Origin of the sequence: Micromonospora sagamiensis (assembly GCF_014680085.1) — a bacterium.
GTDB lineage: Bacteria > Actinomycetota > Actinomycetes > Mycobacteriales > Micromonosporaceae > Micromonospora > Micromonospora inyonensis.
The window spans coordinates 6,149,185-6,172,736 of record NZ_AP023438.1 but is presented as its reverse complement, the minus strand read 5'-3'; the positions used below and the strand labels follow the sequence as shown (position 1 = coordinate 6,172,736).

Here is a 23,552-nt window from a genome sequence, read left to right as displayed (position 1 = left end):
CTTCACCGGGCCGGCTGGCCCGCCGGCACGGCGGGGAACACGGCGTCCGGGTCCATCGGCCACAGGCCGGCGGTGGCCGGTCCGCGCGGCAGGCTGTCGATCTCCCGGGTGAGCGGACCGGGTGCGTCCGCGACCAGCAGGTGGTCGCTGACCTCGGCGAATCCGGCGCGGAAGTGGTTGACCGACTTCACGGCCAGCACGTCGTACCGGTCGGGCACCACGCCGTGCAGCAGCAGGATCTCCGGGTCGAGGACCTGCCGGCGTTGGCTGGCCACGATGACGTCGACGTCGCCGAGGGCCAGCCGCACGCTGGTGCCGAAGTCCAGGGTCTTGCCGGCCCGCATGCTGCGTTGCACGACCCGGCCGTCGGTGATCGCGCGGACCGTGCCGGCGGCCCGGACCGGGGGGCCGCTCGCCCAGCCGTGCCGGCCGCCGAGCGTCACCTCCACCCGGGCGCCGACGCCGGCGGTGACGCAGGCCCGCACCGTGTCGGGGTCGTGGATGGTGGCCAGACAGGCACGCAGGCCGCTGTCGAGCAGCGCGGTCAGCAGGTAGGTGCTGTCCCCGGCCGCCCCGCAGCCGGGGTTGTCGGTGCCGTCGCCGATCACCACGGGCCGACGGGCGGCGGCCCGCGCGGTCGCCACCGCCCGCCCCGGCGGGACCGGGTCGATCCGGAAGCGGTCCCGGTTCTCCCAGAGCGCCCGGGCCACCGTACGGTTGGCCGCCTCGACGGCGGCGGGGCTGCCGACGGTCACCACGGCGGCGCGGGCCTGCGGGGTGTCGGCGTACGGATAGCCGTGCAGCACCGTGCAGGCCCGCACGTCCGGCTCCGACTCGACGTCGCGGACCAGGTCACGCAGCCACGCGCCGGGGCCGGACCAGGTCGTCGACGGGGGCAGCAGCATCGGCAGGGTCTGCATCCGCAGCACCGGTCGGTGCGCGCCGGTGAGCTGCCCGACGGCCAGCGAGGCGGCCAGTTCGGCGCGGACCGCCATGTCCGTGTGCGGGTACTCCTGGAAGCCGACCAGCACGTCGACGAGGGTCACCAGTTCCGCGGGGAGGTTCGCGTGCAGGTCGACCGTGACGGCGACCGGCACCCGGGGGCCCACCACCGCACGGACCGCGCGCACCACCGTCAGGTCGAGGCTCTCCCCCGTCTCCAGCGCACCTGCGCCGTGCAGGTCGAGCAGGACCAGGTCGACCGGGGCGGCCGTCCGCAACGTCTCGACCAGCCGGTCCCGCAGCCGTGCGGCGGCGTCCGGCGCGACCGCCGCGCCCGGCTCCGCCCGGGCGTGCAGGCCGGGCACCGGGTCGACGCCGAGTCGCCGGCAGGCGGTCAGGTAGCCCCCCACGATGGTGTTGGTGCCGACGAACTCGTCGACCAGGTCCGTTCCGGAGTGGACGTCGAAGTCGGACAGCCCGGTCGGACCGCTGACCTCCACCATGTACGTGCTGGACTCGTGTACCAGGCCGCCGACGAAGGCCCGGGGTCGGGTCACGACCGGTCCGCCGACGGCACCGGGACGGCGACCCCGTCACGGGGTGCCAGGTTGTAGCCGTGCCGGCGGCGGCTGTCGCGCAGCGGTACGCCCGCGGCGACGTCGGCCCGGATCGCCGCCTCGATCGTGACGATCCGGCGGACCTGGGTGCCGACCTCGGACGCGAGGGCGGCCGGTACGACCACCGCGCCGCTGTCGTCGGCGCAGACCAGGTCCCCCGGTTCGACGACCGTCCCGCACATCTCCACGGGCTGTCCCACGGCGGCCAGCCGTACCCGGTTCTTGCCGGACTTCATGTAGCCCGCCCGGCTCCACACCGAGTAGCCGACGGCGCGGGTCTCGGCCACGTCCCGGCAGCAGCCGTCGATCACCGTCCCGGCGACCCCGGTACGGATGGCCACCTCGCTGAGGATGTCGCCCCAGACCGTGCAGTAGAGCCGCCCACCGTTGGCGATCACCACGACCGCGCCGGGCGGCACGTCGTCGATGAACTCGCCGGCCGGCGCGGGGACTCCGGCGGCCACCGGCTCGAACCGGAGGGTGTAGGCGGGGCCCACCACCGTGCCGGTGCCGGACCGACGGCTGAGCCCGGAGAGTCCGCCGTTTCGCCCGAGCAGGTCGAGCGCGTCGCTGACCGCGCCGGTGCCGTGCTCCCGGAACAACTCGACCAGGTCATCGGTCGTCATACCAGCACTCCCTTCGTGATTTCCTGGATCCGGGTGACCTCGACGGTGTCGGTGAGGTCGGCGCCGAGGCCCGGCCGGTCCGTCGGTTCCGCCCAGCCGGGTTCGACCACGTCGAGCTTGGGCTCGACGCCGTCGTCGAGGTAGTAGTTCCGGCTCGGTCCGACGTCACTGGGCAGGGTCATCCCGGGCAGGGTCGCCAGCGCCAGCGCGCACCAGCGGTCGAGCCCCTGTTCCCACTTGCCGCCGACGAAGAGGTCGATGCCCTCGGCTCGGCAGAAGTCGTGGATCCGGACGGCTTCCGTCAGACCACCCACCCGACCGATCTTGATGTTGGCCTGGCGGCCCGCCTTGAGCCGATGGGCCTGGACCATCTCCCGCAGGGAGTGCACCTGTTCGTCGAGGCAGATCGGGGTGACCAGGCGGGACTGGAGGGCGGCGCTGGTCTCCAGCAGGTGACGCGCGAACGGCTGTTCCAGGGCCATCAGCTCGAACTGGTCGATGCCGGAGAGCGCGTCGAGGTGCTCCTCGTCGTACGCGGCGTTGGCGTCGGCCACCACCGGGAAACCGGGGAACGCGGCCTGGATCGCGCGCAGCGGTTCCACGTCCCAGCCGGGGCGGATCTTGATCCGTACCCGCTGGAAGCCGCTGTCCCGGATCCGGCCGATGTTGGCCAGCAGTTCGTCGATGGTCGGCTCGATGCCGGCGGTGGCGCCGACCGGCACCCGCCGGACCTCGCCGCCGAGCTCCACGCAGAGCGGACGGCCGGCGAGTCGGGCCCGCAGGTCCCACAGGGCGGCCTCGACCCCGCCCTTGGCCTCCTCGTGGCCGTTGACGTCGGCCCAGGCTCGCTGCGCCTGCTCCGGATCGGTGGTACCCGCCCGCAGCAGGGCGGGCACCAGGTAACGCTCGGAGACGTACCACGCCGTCTCGATGGTCTCGTAGTTGTAGAACGGGGTCTCCATCGCCGCGCACTCGGCGAACCCGGACACGCCCCCGGCGTCGACCTCGACCACCAGCTTGGTCCAGGTGTGGTACCGCTGCCAGCGGTTCTCGAAGGGACGGGTCAGGGTGCACCGCACCAGGCGGAGGACGACCCGGTCGATCGTCACCACGTGAACTCCTCACTCGCGGAAGCTGGCCACGCCGTCCGGCGCGGCCGTCGCGGGGGCCCGGCGGTCCTTCGCCGGTCCCGCCCCGGTGGCGCGGTCGGTGACGTGGACGGCGAGCTTCTGCCCGCCTTGGAAGACGTTGAGCCGGGGATTCAGGCTGGCCTTGGAACCGAAGCCGTGCACCCGGCCGCCGAGGACGAAGCTGTCGAAGCTGACCGGCATCGTCACCACCGGTGGTTCCCGGTCGGGTCGCAGCACCGGGTAGCCGGTCGGCGCGACGTACCGCTGGGCCACCAGCCCGTGGACCATCGCCCGGTCCACCGCCTCCCGCCAGGCCGTCCGGCCCGTCGCCCGACCCACCGTGACGCCGTCGCCCCGGATGTCGTACGGCTCCTTCAGGACGTACCGGTTGGGGTGTTCGACCAGGTCGGCGTCGAGCGGGGTCACCCCGTCGGGTGCGGTGGCCCCCGGTCCGAGCCGCCGCGCCCACGGCAGCAGCTCGGCGACGAGAGCCCGTTCGGCGGCGGTGAACAGGTCGGCGAAGCGGAGGTCCCACGGCAACGCGAGGGTGAACTTGCTTTCGGCGACGTAGCGGGCCCCGAACGGGTTCACGTGGACGAAGTCCGCGGTGGCCAGGGCCCGGGTCCAGCGGCCGACCAGGTCGGCGTCGGCCTCCACCAGGGTCCGCCAGGCCACCGTGTTGACCTTGTTCCAGCACACGTCGACCGGGTGCGGCCCGAACCAGACGACCCGGCCGGCCTGTCGCAGCTCGCGCGGGTCGGCCAGGACCGCCGCGACCCCGCACCGGCGGAAGGCGGCCACCATCTCGACGCTCTCCAGGTTGGACCGGCCGGCGGGTTGCAGCACCGCGACCCGGGGCGCGCCGGTGTCCAGTCCGCGCCGGCGCAGCGCGTCGACGAGCACGTCGAGCAGGGCGTGTTCGGAGGAGAGCGTGTACGTGCCGTCGACGGTCGCCGCCGCGCCAGCCCGGTCGAGGACCGTGCTCACCAGTCGGTTGATCCGGGCGCTGAACAGGGTGCCGGCGGGCGCGTCGGCGTTGTTCTCCAGTAGGCGGAGGCGTTCGGTGCCCTGTTCGAGGTATCCGTCGAGGCGGCAGACCGTCACCTCGTCGGGCGCCTGCCGGTCCGCGTCGATCAGCGCCTCGGCGGCGGGACCGAGCGCGTACCAGCGCCGCAGCGCGGGCACCTCCCGGTAGAGCGTGGTGATCCGGCCGAGCAGCGCGACGTACCGTTCGACGGCCGGCACCGTCGCGGTGACCGTGCGCTGCCGGACCACCAGTGGCAGCGGGGACAGCGGGTAGTCGGTGTTGCGGAACGGTGGTGCGGCCCCGACCACCTCGTCGAGCAGGGGCCGCAGGGGTCCCGGCCGGTCCTGCAACGCCGCGAGCAGGGTGCCCGCCGCCGGCCAGTCGATCATCCCGGGCCGGTCGGCCGTCCCGTCTCCCGCCCCGGTCACGGCCGGACCTCGTCGACCAGCGCCGACAGGTCGGCCGGCCCGTCGTGGGCGCTGCCCCGGGCGTGCAGGAAGTACCGCATGATCAGCCGCCGGGTGATCGGTGCCTGCGGCCAGTGCCGCAGCCGGTGACCGTCGAAGGCGCGCACCGGGGCGATCTCGATGCCCGTTCCGCAGAGGAACGCCTCGTCGGCCCGGTAGGCGTCCTCGCGGGTCAGGGTGGTCTCCCGCGCCGGGACGCCGGCCTCGCGCAGCAACCAGGCCCGGGTGATGCTGGGCAGCACGTCCTCGTCGAGCGCCGGGGTCAGCAGTTCCCCGTCCCGGACGAGGAACAGCGCGGCGGTGGGCGCCTCGCTCAGCCGGCCCGCCCGGTTGGTCAGCACACACCCGTCGAAGCCCGCGTCCCGGGCGGCCAGCCAGGCCAGGCGCGGTCCGGCGTAGCTGGAGATGTTCTTGGCCGCCGGCGGGAACGAGGCGGGCCCGGCCCGCTCCCAGTCGCTGACCGTCAGCGCCATGCCGACTCCCTTGGCCAGCCAACGCTTGCGGCCCATCGGGGCCGCCGTCACCGCCAGGACGGGTTCGGCGTCGTCGGAGAGGTCCCCGGGGTTGGTCGGGGTGACCGACACCCGGACGTAGGTGTCGGTGTCGATCCGGTTGCGGGCGATCAGCTCGTCGACGATGTCGGGCAGCCGGTCGATGCCCGGATCGGGCAGCCGCATCAGCCGCAGGGACGCGGCGAGCCGGGCGACGTGCTCGTCGAGCAGCAGCGGCCGGGGCGGCAGCGCGGGATCGAGCGCGGTGTAGAGCCGGATGCCCTCGAAGACGGATACCGCGTAGCGCATGGCCAGGCTGCCGACCGGGACCACCGCGTCGGCTCGGCTGCCCCAACGACCGGCGAAGTAGACGTGTGGGTAGACGGACACGGTGGCCCCCTGTCGGCAGTGGTGGGTCAGACGGAGTCGCCGCGGTAGCGGAAGACCGGCTCGCTCGGGTCGTACGCCCGCTCGAGGATGGCGTCGAAGTGGGCGTGCCGCAGCTCGATCGCCCGCTCCAGGGAGGCGCGGGCCCGGTCCTGGAGTTCCGGCGTGTCGCAGTAGCGGGTGAGGATCGCCCGCAGCGGCTCGGTGTGCTCGTCCTCGAGTTCGCTGACGCCGTCCTGGTCGCCGTCGTTGGAGGCGTGGTGCTTGAAGAACTCGTAGCCCCACTCCGGCAGGCCGTAGGCGTCCCGCATCACCGCCATCATGCTGTTGCCGGACTTGTCGGTGATCGGCGGCTGGCCCTCCATCAGCAGCAGCACCGACGTGGTGCCCTCGGTGAAGTGCACGTTGGTGTTGTTGCAGGCGTTCTTGTTGTGCTCGATCACGGCGATCGTCTCCGGGAACAGCTCCAGGGTCGGCAGGCTCGCCGGGTCGACCCCGACGGCCCGTCCGAAGTCCTCGAAGGTCTCGACGTGCCGCTTGGAGTTCGACAGCGCGCCGAACTCCTCCTCGTACGCGTTCTCGATCAGCGAACGCCGGATGTCCAGGTCGTCCATCCGGCAGGCGATGCCGGTCAGGTTCCGGGTCCACCAGCTCTTGATCGGCCACCGCTGCTCGACGAAGGTCCGCAGCAGCCGCTCGGTGGCCTTGCCGGCGAGGATGGTCTGGTAGAGCGGGCTGGTGGTCTTCCTCCGGGCGTGGATGCGCTCCTCGAGTTCGGCGACGAACTGCTCGGACATGTGTTGCTCCTTCTCAGGCGGATCCGGTGCGGGACCGGACGGGTTGCCGGCTGTCGGCGGTGCCGAGCCGGTGGACGGGTGGGGCGGGGAACGGGTGGGGCGGTGGACGGGTGGCGGGACGCGAGCCGGTCCACGTCGACCGGGGGCATCCCGCGCGGCGGTGGGTGACGACGGGCCGGCCGGCGGCGCGGGTCACCCGCCGCCGTGGCCCGGAGATCACCCGCTGATCGCGTCGACCAGGGTGAACAGCTCCCGCTGGTCCTGGTCGTGGCGGTCCCTGATGGTGTCGGTGTTCAGGTCAAGCAGCCCGCCGGCGATCGACTCGCACCGGGCCAGCACCCCGTCGCGCCAGGGCTTGAGCACCTCGGCGGCGGTGTGCGCGAGCGGGGTCATCGCGTGCGGTGCCTGGGAGCGGGCCCGCAGGTAGCCGGCGATCAGCTCGAGCGCGAGGTTGCCGCCGCCCTTGCCCATGCCGCCGAGGGAGGCGTCCAGATAGCGACAGCCGGCCTCGACGGCGGAGAGCGAGTTGATGAAGGCGAGACTGAGGCCGTCGTGCGCGTGGAAGCCCAGCGGCACGGAGGTCTCCACGCCGGCCACCCCGACGAGCCGGTCGACCTGTTCCGGGAAGAGGCTGCCGTTGGAGTCGGCCAGGTAGAAGGCGTTCACCTGCCACTGCTCGGCGAGGCGGGCCGCCGCGGCGACCTCCCGGGCGGACAGCTCGCTGACCCGGATGAGGTTGACCGCGACCATCAGGCCGGCCGCGCGGGCCGCCTCCACGTGCGGGGTCAGGTCCGCCAGGATGGCGTGCAGCGCCGGCAGCCGCACCATTCCGACGCCGAGGTCGGCCAGACGCCGGTAGTCGGTCGGATGGACGTCGCGGGCGTGCGCCATGACGGTGACGGTCACCGTGGGATTCGCCGCGCAGAGCGTACGCAGGTGGTCGTCGGGGCAGCAGGACGTCGGACGGTCCGCTCCGTCGGCGGCATGGCGACGGGGTCGGTAGTACCCCACCTCGCAGAACGGAATGTGGGCGGTCGCGCAGGCGGAGACCACGGTGGAGGCCTGTTGGCGCGACCAGGTGTGGCCATTGACGTATCCACCGTCGCGCAACGTCACGTCAAGAAGGGCGACATTTCTCATCAGTGCGTCCCCTAGACATTCCTCGGACTCACTCGACCGTCCACGCACAACGCTGGGGGGACAACGAGCGATGGCAAACGGGTGCCGGAAAGTGGTGACCGGAGCGGTGGTGCCGTGATCGGTGATCGACGCACGATGGATCTTTCACGGGCGGCATCCGCATCGCAATACCCGGCTGCGGAGATTTCGTATTGAGCAAGAACGTTCAACGGACGAACGAAGCTGATCCGATCTTCGAATAGCCGTTCGAGCTGCTGGGGAAGCTTGCAATCAGGACTCCGGAGCCCACCACGGCGACATAGACGAACCGATTGGCACCCGAGACGGAGAGAATTGATCTCATTCCGTGTTGTATCGTCCCAGCTCGATATGGCGGACATCTTCGAGGATCACGTCACCGCCCACCTCGGCCTGCCCGAGGCCGGCCGGTCGCGCCCGGACCAGGGAGCCCCGGCCGTGCCGGACGACGATCGGGCGACCCAGCCGGGCGGCGAGCAGCATCGTCGCCGAGCCGCACGCCTCGTCCTCCACCACCCCGAAGGCGGAGGCGAACACCCTTGCCCTGACCAGCCCGGCGGGCTCGTCGAGCCACGCCCACACCTGGTGCTTCGGCCACCGGTCGCCCTGCGGCGCCGCGCGGTCGACCGCCGCCGCGTCCGGAAGCCGCACGTGCCCCCAGTCCGGGGCGTCGGCGAGCGCACCCCGCACCCACGTCCGCCCCTCCTCCACGAAGGCCGACACCGGGTCGGCGACCCGGACCGGCCGTAACACGCGGGGGGTGACACCGGCCCGCCGACCAAGCAACCATGCCGTTCCGACCAGTGCGTGTCCGGCGAACGGAAGCTCGGCCCGAGAGGTGAACAACTGCACCCGCGCCTCGTTCTCATGGTCGACGAAGACCGTCTCACTGAAGTTGAGGACAGTGGCGACCCGCTGCCGTTCCCGCATCGTGAGCCCGGTCGCGTCGAGCACCACCCCCAACGGGTTCCCGGCGTTTCCGTGCTCGTCGACAAAGACCCTCAGGACGTGAACGGCAATCACTCGCGTCTCCCTCCGGAGCGAATCGACCAGTCATCGGTGATCGTATTGCCCACCGATCCTCTCGGCTTCGAAGAACGATGCCTAAACACGGTCGTCAACCGCAGCGAACCCCGGCGACGAACTGGGCAGGAGTGACACCGGTGTACTTTTTGAACATTCTTATCAGGTGTGGCTGGTCGCAGAAGCCGACCAGGGTCGCCACATTCGCCGCCGGGATGCCGAGGGCGAGCAGGCGACGCGCGCGCCGGATCCGTACCTGGTTCTGGTAGGCGTGCGGCGGCATGCCCACCGTGCCGCTGAAGATGCGCACCAGCCGGTACGCACTGACCCCGGTCAGGGTGGCGAGGTCCTGCAGGAGCACCTTGTCCGTGGCGTGTGCCTCCAGGTAGTCGCGTACCAGGGCGACCGCCCGGTGGTGGTGGTCCACCTCCCGCCCGACGTCGTCGACGGCAACGCGGCCGGCGCGGGCCCGGCCCCGGAAACGCTCCCGCAGCGCGTGGCAGACCTCCAGGAGCGCCTGCTGCTGCCGCAGTGGCTCCGTCCCGGTCGCGGTGAGCACCCGGTGGGCCCGGTCGAGCAGACCCGCCACCCGGCCGTCCCGGACGATCGTCTCGTCGAAGGCGAGGGGGCCGTCCAGGCCGGGCTCACCGGCCAGCAACGGCGTGAGGGCCGCCTGGTCCAGGTAGAGGACCCGGTAGCGGTAGCCCTGGTCGGTGAGGGCGCGGCCGGTGTGCACCGCACCCGCGTTGATGACGAAGGTGCTGCCGGCCGGCGCGACGACGTGTTCGCCCCGGTAGACGAAGGAGGCGGCGCCGCTGTCCACGAGGGCCACCGTCGTCGACTCGTGGGCGTGCCGCGTGTACTCGTGCACCCGGAAGTGTGCGTGGAGGACCTCCACACCCTCCACCGCGGGCCGCCACAGAGCGGCGGTGTCCCGGATCCGGCCTCTTGACACGCGGTCGAGTCTACGTGCGACAGCAGGGCGTCCGGGTGCTGACGGGGTACACACCGGACGTCGGCGGCGGTGGCGGCGACGGCCCCGCCGCGGCGCGCGCCGGTCGCCGACCGGCCCGGTCAGGACGTCCGGTGGTCGAACGGGCGGCCCCGGCCGAGCGCGTCGGCGAAACCCCAGCGGCCCCGGACGTCCAGCAGCTCGATCTGGCCGAGGTCCTCGGGCACGGCGGCGTCGACGGCGAGGTGGTGCTCGTAGGGTTCCAGGCCGAGCAGCACCCGCAGCAGCAGCAGCGTCGCCCCGGCCGAGGGGGCGTACGGGCTGTCGACGAACCGGTGCGGCACCGGGACCCGGGTGCGGGCGCGGTCGTAACCGGCGAAGAGCGCGGGCAGCCGGCCGTCGAAGTACCGGGCCGCCTCCAGCAGGTCGCGGGCGATACGGGCGGCCTCCTGCTTGAAACCGTAGCGGCGCAGGCCCCAGGCGATCAACGAGTTGTCCGCCGGCCACACCGAGCCGGTGTGGTAGCCGAGGGGGTTGAACTCCGTCTCGGTGGTGGCCAGGGTGCGCACCCCCCAACCCGAGTAGAGCGCGGGACCGAGCAGGTGCCGTACCACCTGTCCGGCCCGCTCCGGCGGGACGATGCCGCTGAACAGCAGGTGCCCGATGTTCGACGCGAGCGCGTCGACCTGCGTGCCGTCGGCCTGGAGAGCGAGCGCGTAGTACCCACGGTCGGGGATCCAGAAGTCCCGGTCGAACCGTTCCCGCAGCTCGGCGGCTTCCCGGTCCAGCCGGTCGGCCCAGTGCGGGTCGCCCCAGACCTCGCGGGCCAGCCGGGCCGCCCGCCGCTTGGCGTCGTAGGCGTACCCCTGGAACTCGCAGATCGCCTGGGGGAAGGTGGCGGGCCGGCCGTCCCGGAAGCAGATGCCCTGGACGGAGCTGCGCCAGCTCTCGTTGGCCTCCCCGACCCGGGTCCGCCGGAGCGCGGACCAGACGTAGCCCCCGCCGGCCGGGTCGGCGTGCCGGTCCAGCCAGGAGATGGCCGCGCGGGCCTGGAACTCGTACCTGCGGACCAGCTCCACGTCGCCGGTCCAGCGTTCGTACTCGTCGAGCAGGATCACGAAGAGCGGGGTGGTGTCGGCGGCGGTGAAGGCCGCGGCGTCGGGGGCGTCGTTGAAGGCGGCGGACTCCCCGTACCGGCTCTCCTGGAGGATCTTGCCGGGCTGCTCGCCGCGGAAGGGGTCGTGCCGCACTCCCTGGCTCAGCGCCAGGATGCGCAGGGTGGTGATCGCCCGGTGCGGCAGGAAGGGCAGCACCTGGAAGGCGCTGATCAGGCTCTCCCGGCCCAGCAGGGCCATCGACCAGGGCAGGCCGGTCGCGGGCAGCCGGTCCCGGAAGTTGAGCCCCTGGTAGTACAGGGCGGCGAGGTCACGGACGCTCCGCCGGTAGGCCTCGACGAGGGGCTGGTGGTTGGCGCGCAGCCGGGGCGCGGCGGCGATGACCTCGTCGAGGTCACGGGCCTCCTCGGCCCGCGAGTGGCCGGTCGCGCTCGTCAGCCGCTCCCGCAGGTCACGGCGGTGCAGGTCCCTCACGAGCGTCAGGACGCGCAGTCGGGTGGACCAGGTGCCGTGCGGCGCGACGGTGATCGTGAAGGTCAGGCCGTGCTCGTCCAGGACAGCCGGCTGGCTGGCGCAGATCACCGTCTCCCGGTGCAGCATCTGCCGCACGTAGTGCAGCCGTAGCGAGTCCCGGTCGATGGTGACGGACACCGGACGGTCCCGGCGGAGGCTGTCCCGGATCTCCTGCACCTCGGCGAAGTCCGCGCCGACGTCGAGCCGGACGGTGTACCGCAACGGCTCCGGCGCGTAGTTGATGAGGGTGATCTCCTCCTCGAAGTCCTGGCCGACCCAGCGGTGCCGCAGGATCGACGTGGTCGCGTTGACGTAGTGCGTCGGCTCGCCGGGCACCAGCGCGAACTTCGTCTCGAACGAGTTGATCTCGTCGAGGGAGAGCGCGGAGAGTCGTTCCCCGTCGACCGTCAACCGCCAGGTCGACAGGAACCGGGTGTCGAAGAAGAAGAGGCCGAGCGGGGTGCCGGGGCTCGGGTCCACGTCCCCGTACCGGTCACTGATCATGAACAGGCTGCCGTAGAAGACGCTGGTGGACTCGGGCAGCCCACCACCGGCCACGGTGGTGCCGTCCGGTGTCCCCCGCTGCGGCTCGGCGTTGCCGCTGTCGGCCTGGCGGAACGGCAGGAGCCGCCGGAAGACCAGGAACAGCGACAGGTCGCCCTCGACCGACAGGACACCGCGCAGCAGCATGGCCACCCCGTGGTCCGTGCCGTTGAGCAGGCGGACGAACATCTCGGGCCGCATCTCCACCACGCAGTCCGCGTGGTCGCCGGTACGGACGACCCTTACCCGCCCCACCCCCAGGTGCACGAACCAGGTCGTGGCCGCACCGTCTTCACCGACGAAGTCGAACCGGATGACCCCGGCGGGCGGAGCGGGCAGCCGCCCCGGGGCGGACTCCGGCAGACCGGCGAAGAACCGGTCGATCCGGTCGATCGCCGGGGATCCTGTCGACACGCGCCACTCCCCTTCCGCTATACATCGCAAAAAGGGAGTATCGGCACATCAGCGAGCGTAATCTACGGTGCGCCGGAGCGAGCGCGCTTCAGTGGAACGAGGACGCCGGCCGCCGCGCCCGGCCCGGTGGACGCGTCGGGCGCTGGCGACGACCCGGGGAGGGCCCATGTCGGACCGGCACACCGCCGCGGGAATGCGCTACCGGACCTACGGGCACGGCCGCGGCGACACCTTCCTGCTCGTCCACGGCTGGTGCGGCAACCACGAGTTCATGGAGCCGGTCGCCCGGTACCTCGCCGGCCGGCGCGCGCGGGTGATCGCCGTCGACATGCCGGGACACGGCGAGAGCCCGCCGCCCCCCGACGGGTACGGCGTGGAGCAGCTGGCCGCACGACTCCGGGCCTTCGCCGCCGACCTCGACCTGCGCGACGTCGTGGTGGTCGGACACAGCCTCGGTGGGGTCTGGTCGCTGACCGCCGCCGCCGGGGACCGGGACCGCTTCACCGGCCTGGTCCTGCTCGACTCGGCCGTGGCCGGCCCGCCCGGCGCCGTCGACGGGGTCGAGCAGGTCGCCCGCACACTGCGCCACGACACCTCCGGGGAGGTCCGGGAGTCGATCGTCCGGTCGTACTTCCTGCCCCGGTCGGATCCCCGGCTGGTCGAACGGGTGGTCGCCGGGATGGCCCGGCCCGACACCGAGGTCGCCTACGAACCCATCGCCGGACTGGCCGCGTACCTGCGGGCGGAGGGCGACGTCGCGGCGCTGACCCGCTGGGACCGGCCGCTGCTCCTCGTCGGCAGCAACGCCCCGTTCGCCGACTACGCCCGACTGGCCGACCTGGCCCCCCGGGCCGACATCGGGCAGACCGTCGGCTCCGGGCACTTCGTGCAGCTCGAGGTGCCGGTGCAGACCAACGCCATGATCAGCCGACACCTCCGACTCACCCGCTGACCCCTCCCCCGGCCCGGCCGTCCGTCGCGCCACCCCCGGGCGGGTCCTCCCGGACCACCGCCACCTCACCGGCCGGCACCACCAGCTCACCGGCGCAGCGGGTCCCGCCGAGCAGCTCGGTGCCGGTGACGGGAAGCCGGGCCTCGAGGTCGGTGTGGTTGACGACGAACAGCCAGCTCCGGGTGGCGGCACGCCGCCGGACCACCTCCACCCCGGTCGGGGCCGGTACCGGCGGCCGGACGTCCGCGTCGGCGAGCAGGCGGGCCACCAGGCGGTCGGTGGCCATGTCGTCCAGGCGGGTACCGACGTACCAGGCGGCACCGGTGCCGACGGTGTGCCGGGTCAGCGCGGGCACCCCGGGCAGCGGACCGTCCACGTACGCCGCGACCACCTGCGCCCCGGTCGGATGCACCCACTCGGTCCACACGTCGGCGGTGGCGCCGTCGTCGAGGCGTACCCGCTCCCCCGCCCGCAGTGGGAAGAACTCCTCGGTACGGATGCCCAGCAGCTCCCGGAACGCGCCGGGGTAGCCACCGAGCCGCACGTGGTCGTGCTCGTCGACGATGCCACTGAAGTAGGTGACCAGCACGGTGCCGCCGCCCGCCGCGTACCGGTGCAGGGCCTCGGCGTCGGCGTCCCGGACCAGGTAGAGGGTGGGCACCAGAACCAGTCGGTACCGGGACAGGTCGGCCGACGGGTGCACCACGTCGGCGGTGACCCCGGCCCGCCAGAGGGCGGCGTACAGGGCGGTGACCCGGTCGAGGTAGGTGACGTCGACGCTGGGGTGGGCGTCCAGCTCCGTACCCCACCACGCCTCCCAGTCGAACAGCACCGCCACCCCGGCGTCGACCCGGCTGCCCCGCACCTCGGCGATCGCCCGCAGGTCGGCGCCGAGCCGGCACGCCTCGCGGAACACCTTGGTCTCCGGGCCGGCGTGCGGGACCAGGGCGGAGTGGTACTTCTCCGCACCGGACCGCGAGGCCCGCCACTGGAAGAAGAGCACCCCGTCCGCGCCCCGGGCGACGTGGGCGAGGCTGTTGCGGCGGAGCTGACCGGGCAGCTTGGCCACGTTGCGCGGCTGCCAGTTCACCGCGCTGGTCGAGTGCTCCATCAACAGCCACGGCTGGCCGCCGGCGACGCCCCGGGTGTGGTCGGCGGCGAACGCCAGGCCGACGTGCGCCTGCGGGTCGGCGGCGGTGAGGTAGTGGTCGTTGGCCACCACGTCCACGTCGGCGGCCCAGGAGTGGTAGTCGAGGGCCTTCACCTCGCCACCGATCATGAAGTTGGTGGTGACGGGCTGGTCGACCAGCCGCCGCAACACGTCCCGCTCGGCGCGCAGCTGGGCGCGCTGCTCGTCGGAGGAGAACCGCAGGAAGTCCAGCTGCTGGGTGGGGTTGGTGAAGGTGGGGGCGGTCCGGGGCGGGTTGACCTCGGCCCAGTCGTGGTAGCGCTGGCTCCAGAAGGCGGTACCCCATGCCTCGTTGAGCGCGCTCAGGTCGCCGTACCGCCGGCGCAGCCAGCAGCGGAACGCCTCGGCGCTGACGTCGCAGTGGCAGTGCGCGTTGTGGCAGCCCAGTTCGTTGGAGACGTGCCACATGACCACCGCCGGGTGGTGGGCGTACCGGGTGGCGACCGCCTCCACCAGGGCGAGGGACCGCTGGCGGAACACCGGCGAGCTGGGGCAGTACGCCTGCCGGCCGCCCGGCCAGAGGAGCGTCCCGTCGGCGCGGCGGGGCAGGGTCTCCGGGTGCTGGCGGGCCAGCCAGGGCGGTGGACTGGCCGTGGCGGTGGCCAGGTCGACGCGGATCCCCCCGTCGTGCAGCACGTCGAGGGCCCGGTCGAGCCAGCCGAACTCGTACCGGCCGGGGGACGGCTCCAGCAACGCCCAGGAGAAGATGCCGACCGAGACCAGGTTGACCCCGGCCCGGCGCATCAGCTCGACGTCCTCGGCCCAGGTGTGTTCCGGCCACTGTTCGGGGTTGTAGTCCGCCCCGTACCAGATGCCGTCGCCCTGCCAGCTACGCATGGAAGCAGAGCGTGCCGGCCGGCCGCGCCGGAGTCAACCGACGGCGCGGCGCACCCCGACCGCCCGGATCACCGGATCGGCGACGAACGGGAGCCGCCCGGGGTCACCGGGCTTCCGCCGTCCCCTCGGCCGGTCCGAAGACCACGAGGACGGTGAGGTCCTCGGTGACCTCCTCGAACCGGTGCTCCTCCCCCGCCGGGACGAACACCACGCTGCCGGGGCCGACGTCGACCGCCTCGTCCGGTGTACGGAGCCGGCCGCGTCCCCGCACCACGACGTAGATCTCGTCCTCGGTGTGCGGGCGCTGCGGGTCCGCCGCGCCGGCGGGGATCGCGTACGTGCCGAGACTGAGGTGGGGCACCCGCAGGTGCTCCACGTACGTGGCACCGGCGTCGACGTGGTGCCGACCGGCCTCGGCGATCACCCTCATCCTGTCCCGCCCTCCCTGGATCGTTTCCCCTGCCTCCGTCACCGGTCTCTCCTCCCGGTCACCGGAGTTCCGGCGCAGCCGGGCGGAGGACGGTGAACACCGCGCCGCCCGGGTCGGCGAGCGTGGCGACCCGCCCGGTCGGGACGTCGCGGGGTGGCACCAGGAGTCGCCCGCCGAGTCGGGGCGCCCGTTCGGCGACGGCGTCCGGATCGGACACCGCGAAGTAGACCATCCAGCCGGTGGGCAGCACGGTGGCCAGCGGCGCGGGCAACGCCAGCCGACCGGCGACCGGACGGCCGTCGCCGGTGAGCAGCACGTACGAGTCGTCGGGCGCGCCGGGCGGTACGGTGGCGCGCAGCCCCAGACCGTCGGCGTGGAACCGGTCGGCGTCGCCGGGGGCGACCGTCATGTACTCGTACCAGCAGGGTCGGCCCGGCCCGGGGGCCACGGCGGTCGCACCGGAGCCCAGCCGGAAGCAGCCACCGAGGGGGTCGTGCACGTCGTCGCCGTGCAGGCGGGCTCCGGCGCTGGTCGCCGCAGCCCGGACCGTTGCGGGGTCGTCGGCGGCGAAGACGGTCCACCAGCGCGCCGGCGCGGGGCCGGCGCGCAGTTCGGCGGCGGGTAGGCCGTCGGCGAGCGCGGTGGCTCCGCCGGTGGCGTCGGCGTACGTCCAACCGAGCAGGTCGGTGTAGAAGGGACGGACGGCGTCGACGTCGGTGGTGACGAGTTCGACACGGTCCGGTACCGCCGGGGTGGTGGATGTGCTCACCTGGGACTCCCGATCAGACGGTGTGGTCAGTGGTCGGGATGTCGTACCACGACGTCCACGGTCGTGGGGGTATGCCGCTCGTCACGGACCCGGTCGAGCAGGAGGTCCAGCGGGACCGGACGGCCCAGGTGGAAGCCCTGCCCGGAGTCGACCCCGAGCTGGCGCAGCGCGGGCACCAGTCCGGCGTGCTCCACCGACTCGGCCACCGTCCGCATGCCCAGCCCGTGCGCGGCCCGCACCACGGCGTCGATGAGCACCGGGTCGGCACCGCCCCGGTCGGCGTGGCGGACGAAGTCACCGGCGATCTTCACGGTGCTGAACGGCAGGTGCTTGAGGTACGCGAAGGAACCGAACCCGGCCCCGAAGTCGTCCAGGCTCAGCCGGCAGCCGGCGTCGCGCAGGGTGCCGGCGAGGTTGCGGACCGCTGCCACGTTGGTGATCGCGGCGGTCTCGGTCACCTCCAGGCCCAGGCGGTCGGCGTCGACACCGACCGCGCGCAGCCGCTCCACCACCCAGTCGCCGAACCCGGGCGACTCCATCGACCGGGCGGAGATGTTCACGTCGAAGCGCATGCCGGCGGCCGAGACGGCGGGGTCGGCCAACGCCGAGGTGGCCGTGGTGACCACCCACCGGTCGAGGTCACCGATGAGGTCGTCGCGTTCCACGGTGGGCAGGAAGTCGCCGGGGGTCAGCGGTGGCTGCCGTCCGTCGCGGAGCCGGATGAGCAGTTCGTGGCTGACCACCTCGCCGGTGAGCAGGTCGATGATCGGCTGGGCGTCGAGCTGCATCCGCTGCTGGTCGAGGGCGCTGCGCACCCGCGTCACCACGTTGACCCGCTGCACCGCGTGCCGGTAGTGCTCGGGCAGGTAGAGCCGGGCCCGGTTGCGCCCGGCGTTCTTCGCCTCGTACAGCGCGAGGTCGGCGTGGGCGAGCGCCGCGTCCCGGGTGTCACCGGGCTCCAGCGAGGCGGCCCCGACGCTGAGGGTGACCCGCAGCCCCGCCCCGGCCAGCGGTACGGGCGTCCGCGCGGCGACGTCGCAGAGGGTCTCGGCGACGGTGAGGGCGTCACCGGCCGCCGTGTCGGGCAGGACGACGGCGAACTCGTCGCCGCCCAGGCGGCCCAGCACCGTGCCGGCGGGCAGGTGCCGCACGAGCAGCCGGGCGAGCACCCGCAGCACGTCGTCGCCGACACCGTGCCCGTGGACGTCGTTGATGTCCTTGAAGTTGTCGATGTCGATCAGCAGCAGGGCGCCCGGCGGGCCGCCGCCCTGGGCGAGCAGATTGTCGAGGCGGGCCAGCAGCGCCCGCCGGTTGGGCAGGTCGGTCAACGGGTCGCGCTCGGCCAGGCGGGTCAGCTCGTCCTGGACCCGTCGCATGTCGGTGATGTCGTGGGCGGTGCCGAGGACGCGGAGCGGGGCCCCGGAGGCGTCGGGGAAGACCTCGCCGTAGCACTCGAAGACGCGCAGGGTGGTGTGGTCGGCGAGGTACATGCGGTGGGTGTAGGAGAAGGGTCCGCCGTCGCGCAGCGCCGTCGCCAGGGTCTGCTCGATCAGACCGACGTCCTCGGGGTGCAGCAACTGCCGGTACGACGGGTAGTCCAGTTCGGTGCCGGGCGGGTAGCCGAACATCTGCAGCAGCACGTCGGACCAGACGACCGAGTCGGAGGCGATGTCCCACTCCCAGGTGCCCACCTTGGCGAGCTGCTCGATGTGGGCCAGGCGCCACCGGTAGTTGCGGCCCACCTCGCGCTCCCGGCGTTCGGCGCTGACGTCGCGCAACTCGTAGAGGCTCACGGGCTGTCCGTCGTGGTCGACGCGGTGGCAGCGCACCTCCAGCCAGCGGGTGGCCCCGTCCGGCTGCGGCCAGGGCACCTCGACCGGTGGGCCGTCCGCCCCGACCTCGGCCAGCGGCAGGTCGTGGACCCGTACCCCCAGACGGCGGGCGGCCGGGTTGGACCAGAGGCAGCGGCCGTCAGCGGTGAGCATCGTCATGGCGGTGGAGGCGACGTCGGCCGCGACCGCCGGCAGATTGCTCACCTGGTGGCCACCCCATTCCCTCGCCGGCACGGCATGCCCCGTGACACCGACGCACCGTCGTCCTGTCGCGACGCGGAGTCTACCCACGGGCGCGGCGGTCGTGTGTCACGATGCCCGCCGTCCGGGACGACGCCGCGATGGCCGGCGACCGGTTCCCGCCGGAGAGCTGGTCCGCGTCGTCCCACTCCCCGCAGCGGTGGCCGCCACTGATGTGGCGGCCACCGCTGCGGGGGGGGAATGTCGATCAGATGATCTCGACGCCGTAGACGCTGAGCGCCTCGGTGACCGGCTGGAAGTAGGTGGTGCCGCCGGAGGAGCAGTTCCCGCTGCCACCCGAGGTCAGGCCGAGCGCCGTGGAGCCGCTGACCAGCGCGCCGCCGCTGTCCCCCGGCTCGGCGCAGACGGTGGTGCGGATCAGGCCGGAGACCGAGCCCTCGGCGTAGTTCACCGTGGCGTTGACCGCCTCGACCGTTCCGTTGTGCAGGCCGGTGGTGCTGCCGGAACGCTCCACGGACTGCCCGACGTAGGCGTCCGCAGCGCCGGTGACGTCCCGGGTGCTGCCGTCGTAGAGGTAGACGCTGCCGTCGGCGGCGGACGCGTCGCTGTGCCGCACGATGCCGTAGTCGTCGCCGGGGAAGCTGCCGGTCCCACCGGTACCGAGCAGGGCGCTCTGCCCGGAGTCGGCGTACCAGGTGCCGGTGATGTCGGTGCAGTGCCCGGCGGTGAGGAAGTAGTGGGTGTCACCACTGCGGACATTGAAGCCGAGCGAGCAGCGTCCGCCGCCCTCGGCGTAGATGGCCTCACCACCGGCGGCCCGGGTGCTCAACACCCCGGACTCGCGCTCGACGCGGACCGTGCCACCGAGCCGTTCGGCGACCGCCTCGACGCGCTTGAGCTTCGCGCCGGTGACCGTGCTGTCGACGGAGACGACCACCTGGTTGGTCGCCGGGTCGGTCCACCACGCGGTGCCGGGGATCCGCGCCGAGCGGTCCAGTTCGGTGGTGGCCCGCTTCAGTTCGTCGGCGCCCCGGGTGACCAGCTTGGGGGTCGCGCCGGCCGCGCGGACCTTCCGGGCGGCGGCGTCGTCGGTCACGGTGACGACCATCGCGCCGCCGGCGTCGGCGTACACCCCGGCCGACCGGTCGCCGAGTGCGGCGGCGAGCGCGGTGGCCTGGTCGGGGGAGGCGGCTGTCGCGGGTGCGGCCTGGGCGGGTGCGCTGGTCAGGGAGCCGATGACCAGCACGCCAGCCACCGCGGTGGCGGTGACGTGGCGCATCGGGGACCCGGAGACTCGCATGTAGTTACCTCCATGAACGAGGGTGGGCCACCCGAACAGGCAGCCCCGGACGACCTTTCGGCTGGTGGAGCTCAGCCGATCGGGGTGCGTCGAAGTATTCACACGTCTGACATCCGTCGCAAGAGTGGCGGTTGTCCGGACTAGCGGCTGTTCGTGGCTTCGGCGTCGACAGTGGCCTGTCAGATGTTTAGTGGCGATTGAGGACATCTGCGCAGGTCAACACGGTTGCAGCGGAACCCGTCGGTAACATCGGCGGGCCGCCTGTCGGAGCGCTCCCAAAGAAGTCGAACTTTCTTCCGCGCCCCACCCTCGGCGGGGCGCGTCGTCACCGCCCGAGCCGGGCCAGGTAGTCGTCGAAGGACCGGCGGGGCCGGTACCCCCGGGCGCGGGCCCGCCCGATGTCGAGGACCACGCCCCGGGCCAGCTGGTCGACGGCGTACCGGGTCAGTACCGGCGGGCGACGGGTCAACCGGGCCACGCCGGTCGCCACGGACGCGGTGGCGGTCGCCACGGACGCCGGCAGGTGCGCCAACCGCGCCGGGCTGCCGATCGCGGCGAGCACCCCGCGCAGGACCGCGTCGCGCGAGTACGGCCGGTCGTCGGCGACGTTGTACGCCCCCGCCGGCCAGGCGGACGCGGCCAGGCAGGCGTCCGCGAGGTTCTCCACGGCGGTGAGACTCAGCAACACGTCCGGGCCGGGCACCGGCAGCCACCGCCCGCGACGGGCGGCGAGGAGCCGGGGCAGCAGGTGCGGGTCGCCCGGCCCGTAGACCGCCCGGGGACGCAGCACCACCGCCCCGGCCGCCAGGGCGAGCCGTTCCCCGGCGGCCTTGGTGCGCCCGTACGCGGTGAGCTGCCCGTCGACCGGATGGTCCTCGCGGACCGGCCCCGCTGGACCGGGCCGGTACACGCTGGCGCTGCTCACCCAGACCAGCGGGCGGTCACCGGCGGCGTCGATCAGCCGGGCGGTGCCGTCCACGTTGACCGCCCGGTATCCGCGCTCGGCCGCCCGGCCCGGCACCGGATCGCCCACCGCCGCGGCGAGGTGCACCACCAGGTCGACCCCGGCCAGGTCGGGGGTCTCGTGGGCGGCGTCCCACGGCACGTGCCGGCCCACCGGCCCCGGACGCCGGCCGAGGCACCGCACCCGGGCTCCGGCCGCCTCGGCGGCCCGGGCCACCGCGGAGCCGCAGAATCCACTCGCCCCGGTGACCGCCACCCGCATGCCGGAGAGGCTCACCGGCCTGCCCTGACCACCAGACGGGCCCAGCCGGGCAACGCCGCCCGCCCGTCGGCGCGGGCCTCCACCACCACCGGCCGGTACGGCGCCAGGGCGGCGAGCACGTCGGCGAGCTGTGCCCGGGCCAGCCGGGCACCGGGGCAGGAGTGCGCCCCCGCACCGAAGACCAGCCGCGCGGTCCGCGTCGGCGCGGGCGCGGCAGCGTCCGGCCCGGACCGGTGTGCCCCGGCTGCGTGCCGGGCGACCAGCAGCAGCCGGTCGCCGGGTCGGACCGGACACCCGGCCACCGTGCCGGCACCGGCGGCCACCCGGGGCAGCAGCGGACTCGGCGCGGTGACCCGCAACAGCTCGTCGACGAGGGTGTCGCGGGTGGCGGCGTCCCCGGCGGCGTCCCACAGCCGGTCGTCGGCGCACCAGGCCACCGCCCGGGGGATGCCGGCCACGGTGGTGTTGACCGCCGCGACGGCCAGCATGCCGGCCAGCGCGGCCCGCTGCGGGGGCAGGCCGAGCAGGTCGGCCAGGTCGGTGACGGCGCGGTGGGCGACGCGGGCGCGTCCGGGCCGGCGTGGGCCGGGTAGCTGCTCGGCGGCGGCCGTGGCGGCGGCGTGCCGGGCGGCGTCGGCCAGGGCGACCGGATCGGCGTCCACCCCGAGCAGCGCCGCCGTGGTCGCCCCGGCCAGCTCGGCCACCACCGGCACCAGGTCCACCGCCGCGCCGTCGCGCAGCGGGGCCAGGCGCTGCCGCAGCACCGCCGTCCAGACCGGACGCAGCTCGGCGACACCGGCCGGACCGAGCCGGTCGGCGAGCGAGCGGCGGGTCTGCCGGTGCCCGAGGCCCTCCTGGTCGAAGAGGAGACCGTCGGTGCCGAGCCGGCGGGCGGTCCCGCCGACGGTGCCGGTGGCGAGCCGGTCCAGCGGAACCCGGGTCAACGCCTCGACGTAGCCGTCCGGGTCGTGCACCAGCACGGTCCGCCCGAGCCGCGACGCCGGCCAGCGGCGGGTCGCGGCGAGCAGGGTGAACAGCACCGGGTAGCGGCGCAGGTAGACGCGGCGGTCCCGGCGACGTCCCCGGCCCGGCGTGCGGTGGCGCCGGTCAGCCACGACGGTACCGTCCGGTCGGGACGGGTCCGGCCAGACGCGCGGCGGCCAACGCGGCGGCGGCGACCCGGTCCGGTTTGCGGGACCGGCCGGAGGTCGGCACCGGCGCGACGACCAGGGTGTCGGGGCGGGCCGCGCCCATCCGGGCCAGCACCGGGTCGAGCAGGCGGCGCAGCCGGTCCGGGTCGACGCCCGGCTCCGGTTCGACCACGGCCACCAGTCGTTCGTCACCGTCCCCGGCCGGTACGCCGACCAGCACCGCCAGGTCGACCCCGGGCACGTGCAGCGCCGGCTCGTACAGCCCGGGGTAGATGTTGACCGCGCGGCGCAGGATCATGTCCTTGCTCCGGCCGGCCAGGACGATCCGCTCCCCGTCCAGCCGGGCGACGTCGCCGGTGTCCACCCAGTCGGCCGGCGGCTCGCCGAGGTACCGGTGTGCCTGCCCCGGACCGGCGAGCAGCAGCCGTCCGTCCGTTCCGATCCGGGTCCGTACGCCCGGCAGCGGTGCCCCGACGAGGTCGCCGGCACCGGTGAAGGCGGCCTTCTCGCCCGCCTCGACCGCGGCGGCCGGGAAGAGCTCGGTCAGCGCGTACACCCCCCAGGCCTGGTCCGCGCCGGCCCGCCGGACCCGGTCGAGCAGGGTGGCGCTCACCGGCGCGGAGCCGCTGTAGAACCGGCCGGTGAGCCGGGGTCCCTGGGCCAGCAGGGCCCGCAACTGCGGCGGGGTGAGGTAGCTGGCCTGCGGACGCAGCCGGGCCAACTGGCGGGCGAGCCGCCGGGGTGACCGGGCCGGCAGGGCGACCGGAGCGCCGCCGGCCAGGGCGGGCACCAGGACGAAGAAGGTGCCGCCGAGCACCGGCTGCTCCGGCCGGGGCGCGACCAGGTCGGCGACGGCACGCATGCCGGCGTCCAGACCGGAACGGCGGTGCACCACAGCCCGGGGACGGCTGGTCGTGCCGGAGGTGAAGATGACCACCGCGTCACCGTCGTCGCCCCCGCGCTCGGGAGCCGGCCCCGGGCGGGGGCGCAGCGACGGGGCGCAGCCGGGCAGCCGCCGACCGACCGTGCGGACCGGGCCGAAGTCGGTCAGCCGGGGCAGTGCCAGCCGGGCGCGGTCGGCCAGCGGTCGGGCCCAGCCGGCGACCGCCTGGGCGGCGGCGTCGGCGACCACCAGGGCGGGACGGGCCAGGGCCAGCCGCGCGGTGAGCACCTCCGGCCCGGCGGTGGGATCGAGCACCGCCACCCGCAGTCCGAGCCGGTGCGCGGCGAGCAGGACCGCCAGCGACCGGGGGCCGGGGCGGACCGCCACCCCGAGGGTGTCCCCGACGGTCAACCCGTGGTGGTGCAGCGCGGCGGCGTACCCGTCGGCGAGGTCGGCCAGGTCGCCCCGGGTGACGTGGACGCGGGGCCGGCCGGACGCCCCGGCGGTGAGCACCGCCGGCCGGTCCGGGTGGTGGCGGAGCGCGGCGGCCAGTTCGTCGAGCACGGGTTCTCCCGGTGGGC

Annotated in this window: 19 protein-coding genes; 1 reads left to right on the top strand and 18 read right to left on the bottom strand. The window is 73.8% G+C overall.

Annotated elements, in window-relative coordinates; all coding sequences use genetic code 11:
* Nucleotides 1-2: 2 nt before the first annotated feature.
* The 10 genes from IGA62_RS26415 to IGA62_RS26370 all read right to left on the bottom strand — a co-directional run bounded on the left by IGA62_RS26415 (nucleotide 3) and on the right by IGA62_RS26370 (nucleotide 12,202).
* Nucleotides 3-1,499, bottom strand: coding sequence for a M81 family metallopeptidase (locus tag IGA62_RS26415; RefSeq protein ID WP_145818345.1), 1,497 nt, complete (start codon nucleotides 1,497-1,499; stop codon nucleotides 3-5).
* A complete protein-coding gene (locus tag IGA62_RS26410; protein ID WP_145818346.1) occupies nucleotides 1,496-2,185 on the bottom strand; it encodes an RraA family protein in 690 nt (229 codons plus the stop codon). The genes IGA62_RS26415 and IGA62_RS26410 overlap by 4 nt, the downstream gene beginning before the upstream one ends.
* Entirely contained in the window at nucleotides 2,182-3,297 is a 1,116-nt protein-coding gene (gene menC / locus IGA62_RS26405; protein WP_145818347.1) for an o-succinylbenzoate synthase, read from the bottom strand. Before menC ends, IGA62_RS26410 begins: the two co-directional genes overlap by 4 nt.
* Nucleotides 3,298-3,306: 9 nt before the next feature.
* Complete coding sequence (locus IGA62_RS26400) at nucleotides 3,307-4,770, bottom strand: hypothetical protein (protein WP_145818348.1); 1,464 nt, start codon at nucleotides 4,768-4,770, stop codon at nucleotides 3,307-3,309.
* Nucleotides 4,767-5,690, bottom strand: coding sequence for an aminotransferase class IV (locus IGA62_RS26395; RefSeq protein WP_145818349.1), 924 nt, complete (start codon nucleotides 5,688-5,690; stop codon nucleotides 4,767-4,769). The genes IGA62_RS26400 and IGA62_RS26395 overlap by 4 nt, the downstream gene beginning before the upstream one ends.
* 26 nt (nucleotides 5,691-5,716) lie before the next feature.
* A complete protein-coding gene (locus tag IGA62_RS26390) occupies nucleotides 5,717-6,484 on the bottom strand; it encodes a TenA family transcriptional regulator (protein ID WP_145818350.1) in 768 nt (255 codons plus the stop codon).
* Nucleotides 6,485-6,700: 216 nt separating this feature from the next.
* On the bottom strand, nucleotides 6,701-7,624 hold the full coding sequence (locus IGA62_RS26385) for a beta/alpha barrel domain-containing protein (RefSeq protein ID WP_145818351.1): 924 nt from the start codon (nucleotides 7,622-7,624) through the stop codon (nucleotides 6,701-6,703).
* A gap of 339 nt (nucleotides 7,625-7,963) precedes the next feature.
* Complete coding sequence (locus IGA62_RS26380) at nucleotides 7,964-8,665, bottom strand: PhzF family phenazine biosynthesis protein (protein ID WP_145818352.1); 702 nt, start codon at nucleotides 8,663-8,665, stop codon at nucleotides 7,964-7,966.
* Nucleotides 8,666-8,759: 94 nt separating this feature from the next.
* The gene (locus IGA62_RS26375) at nucleotides 8,760-9,620 is read right to left on the bottom strand and encodes an AraC family transcriptional regulator (protein WP_186499856.1); all 861 of its coding nucleotides are present in this window, start codon (nucleotides 9,618-9,620) and stop codon (nucleotides 8,760-8,762) included.
* Between the two features lie 119 nt (nucleotides 9,621-9,739).
* Nucleotides 9,740-12,202 carry a glycogen debranching N-terminal domain-containing protein gene (locus IGA62_RS26370; protein WP_186499857.1) on the bottom strand — a complete coding sequence of 821 codons (2,463 nt, stop codon included), beginning with the start codon at nucleotides 12,200-12,202 and terminating at the stop codon, nucleotides 9,740-9,742.
* Between the two features lie 166 nt (nucleotides 12,203-12,368).
* Here IGA62_RS26370 and IGA62_RS26365 point away from each other — a divergent pair, with 166 nt between their 5' ends.
* The gene (locus IGA62_RS26365; RefSeq protein ID WP_145818355.1) at nucleotides 12,369-13,154 is read left to right on the top strand and encodes an alpha/beta fold hydrolase; all 786 of its coding nucleotides are present in this window, start codon (nucleotides 12,369-12,371) and stop codon (nucleotides 13,152-13,154) included.
* On the opposite strand, the gene IGA62_RS26360 is transcribed toward IGA62_RS26365, so the two are convergent.
* From IGA62_RS26360 to IGA62_RS26325, 8 genes are all read right to left on the bottom strand, one after another.
* Nucleotides 13,144-15,180: a beta-galactosidase gene (locus IGA62_RS26360; RefSeq protein ID WP_145818356.1), complete on the bottom strand. Its 2,037-nt coding sequence runs from the start codon at nucleotides 15,178-15,180 to the stop codon at nucleotides 13,144-13,146. The two genes, IGA62_RS26365 and IGA62_RS26360, sit on opposite strands and share 11 nt — an antisense overlap.
* 103 nt (nucleotides 15,181-15,283) lie before the next feature.
* Nucleotides 15,284-15,610: a cupin domain-containing protein gene (locus IGA62_RS26355; protein WP_145818357.1), complete on the bottom strand. Its 327-nt coding sequence runs from the start codon at nucleotides 15,608-15,610 to the stop codon at nucleotides 15,284-15,286.
* 58 nt (nucleotides 15,611-15,668) lie between these two features.
* Complete coding sequence (locus tag IGA62_RS26350) at nucleotides 15,669-16,379, bottom strand: VOC family protein (protein WP_186499858.1); 711 nt, start codon at nucleotides 16,377-16,379, stop codon at nucleotides 15,669-15,671.
* 26 nt (nucleotides 16,380-16,405) lie between these two features.
* Nucleotides 16,406-18,415, bottom strand: a complete 2,010-nt coding sequence (locus tag IGA62_RS26345; RefSeq protein WP_145818359.1) for a putative bifunctional diguanylate cyclase/phosphodiesterase — start codon at nucleotides 18,413-18,415, stop codon at nucleotides 16,406-16,408.
* 244 nt (nucleotides 18,416-18,659) lie between these two features.
* Nucleotides 18,660-19,712, bottom strand: a complete 1,053-nt coding sequence (locus tag IGA62_RS26340) for a S1 family peptidase (protein ID WP_145818360.1) — start codon at nucleotides 19,710-19,712, stop codon at nucleotides 18,660-18,662.
* Nucleotides 19,713-20,037: 325 nt separating this feature from the next.
* A complete protein-coding gene (locus IGA62_RS26335) occupies nucleotides 20,038-20,952 on the bottom strand; it encodes an NAD-dependent epimerase/dehydratase family protein (protein ID WP_232624783.1) in 915 nt (304 codons plus the stop codon).
* Entirely contained in the window at nucleotides 20,949-22,052 is a 1,104-nt protein-coding gene (locus tag IGA62_RS26330) for a cytochrome P450 family protein (protein ID WP_145818361.1), read from the bottom strand. The genes IGA62_RS26335 and IGA62_RS26330 overlap by 4 nt, the downstream gene beginning before the upstream one ends.
* A complete protein-coding gene (locus IGA62_RS26325) occupies nucleotides 22,045-23,535 on the bottom strand; it encodes a class I adenylate-forming enzyme family protein (RefSeq protein ID WP_145818362.1) in 1,491 nt (496 codons plus the stop codon). The genes IGA62_RS26330 and IGA62_RS26325 overlap by 8 nt, the downstream gene beginning before the upstream one ends.
* Nucleotides 23,536-23,552 lie beyond the last annotated feature (17 nt).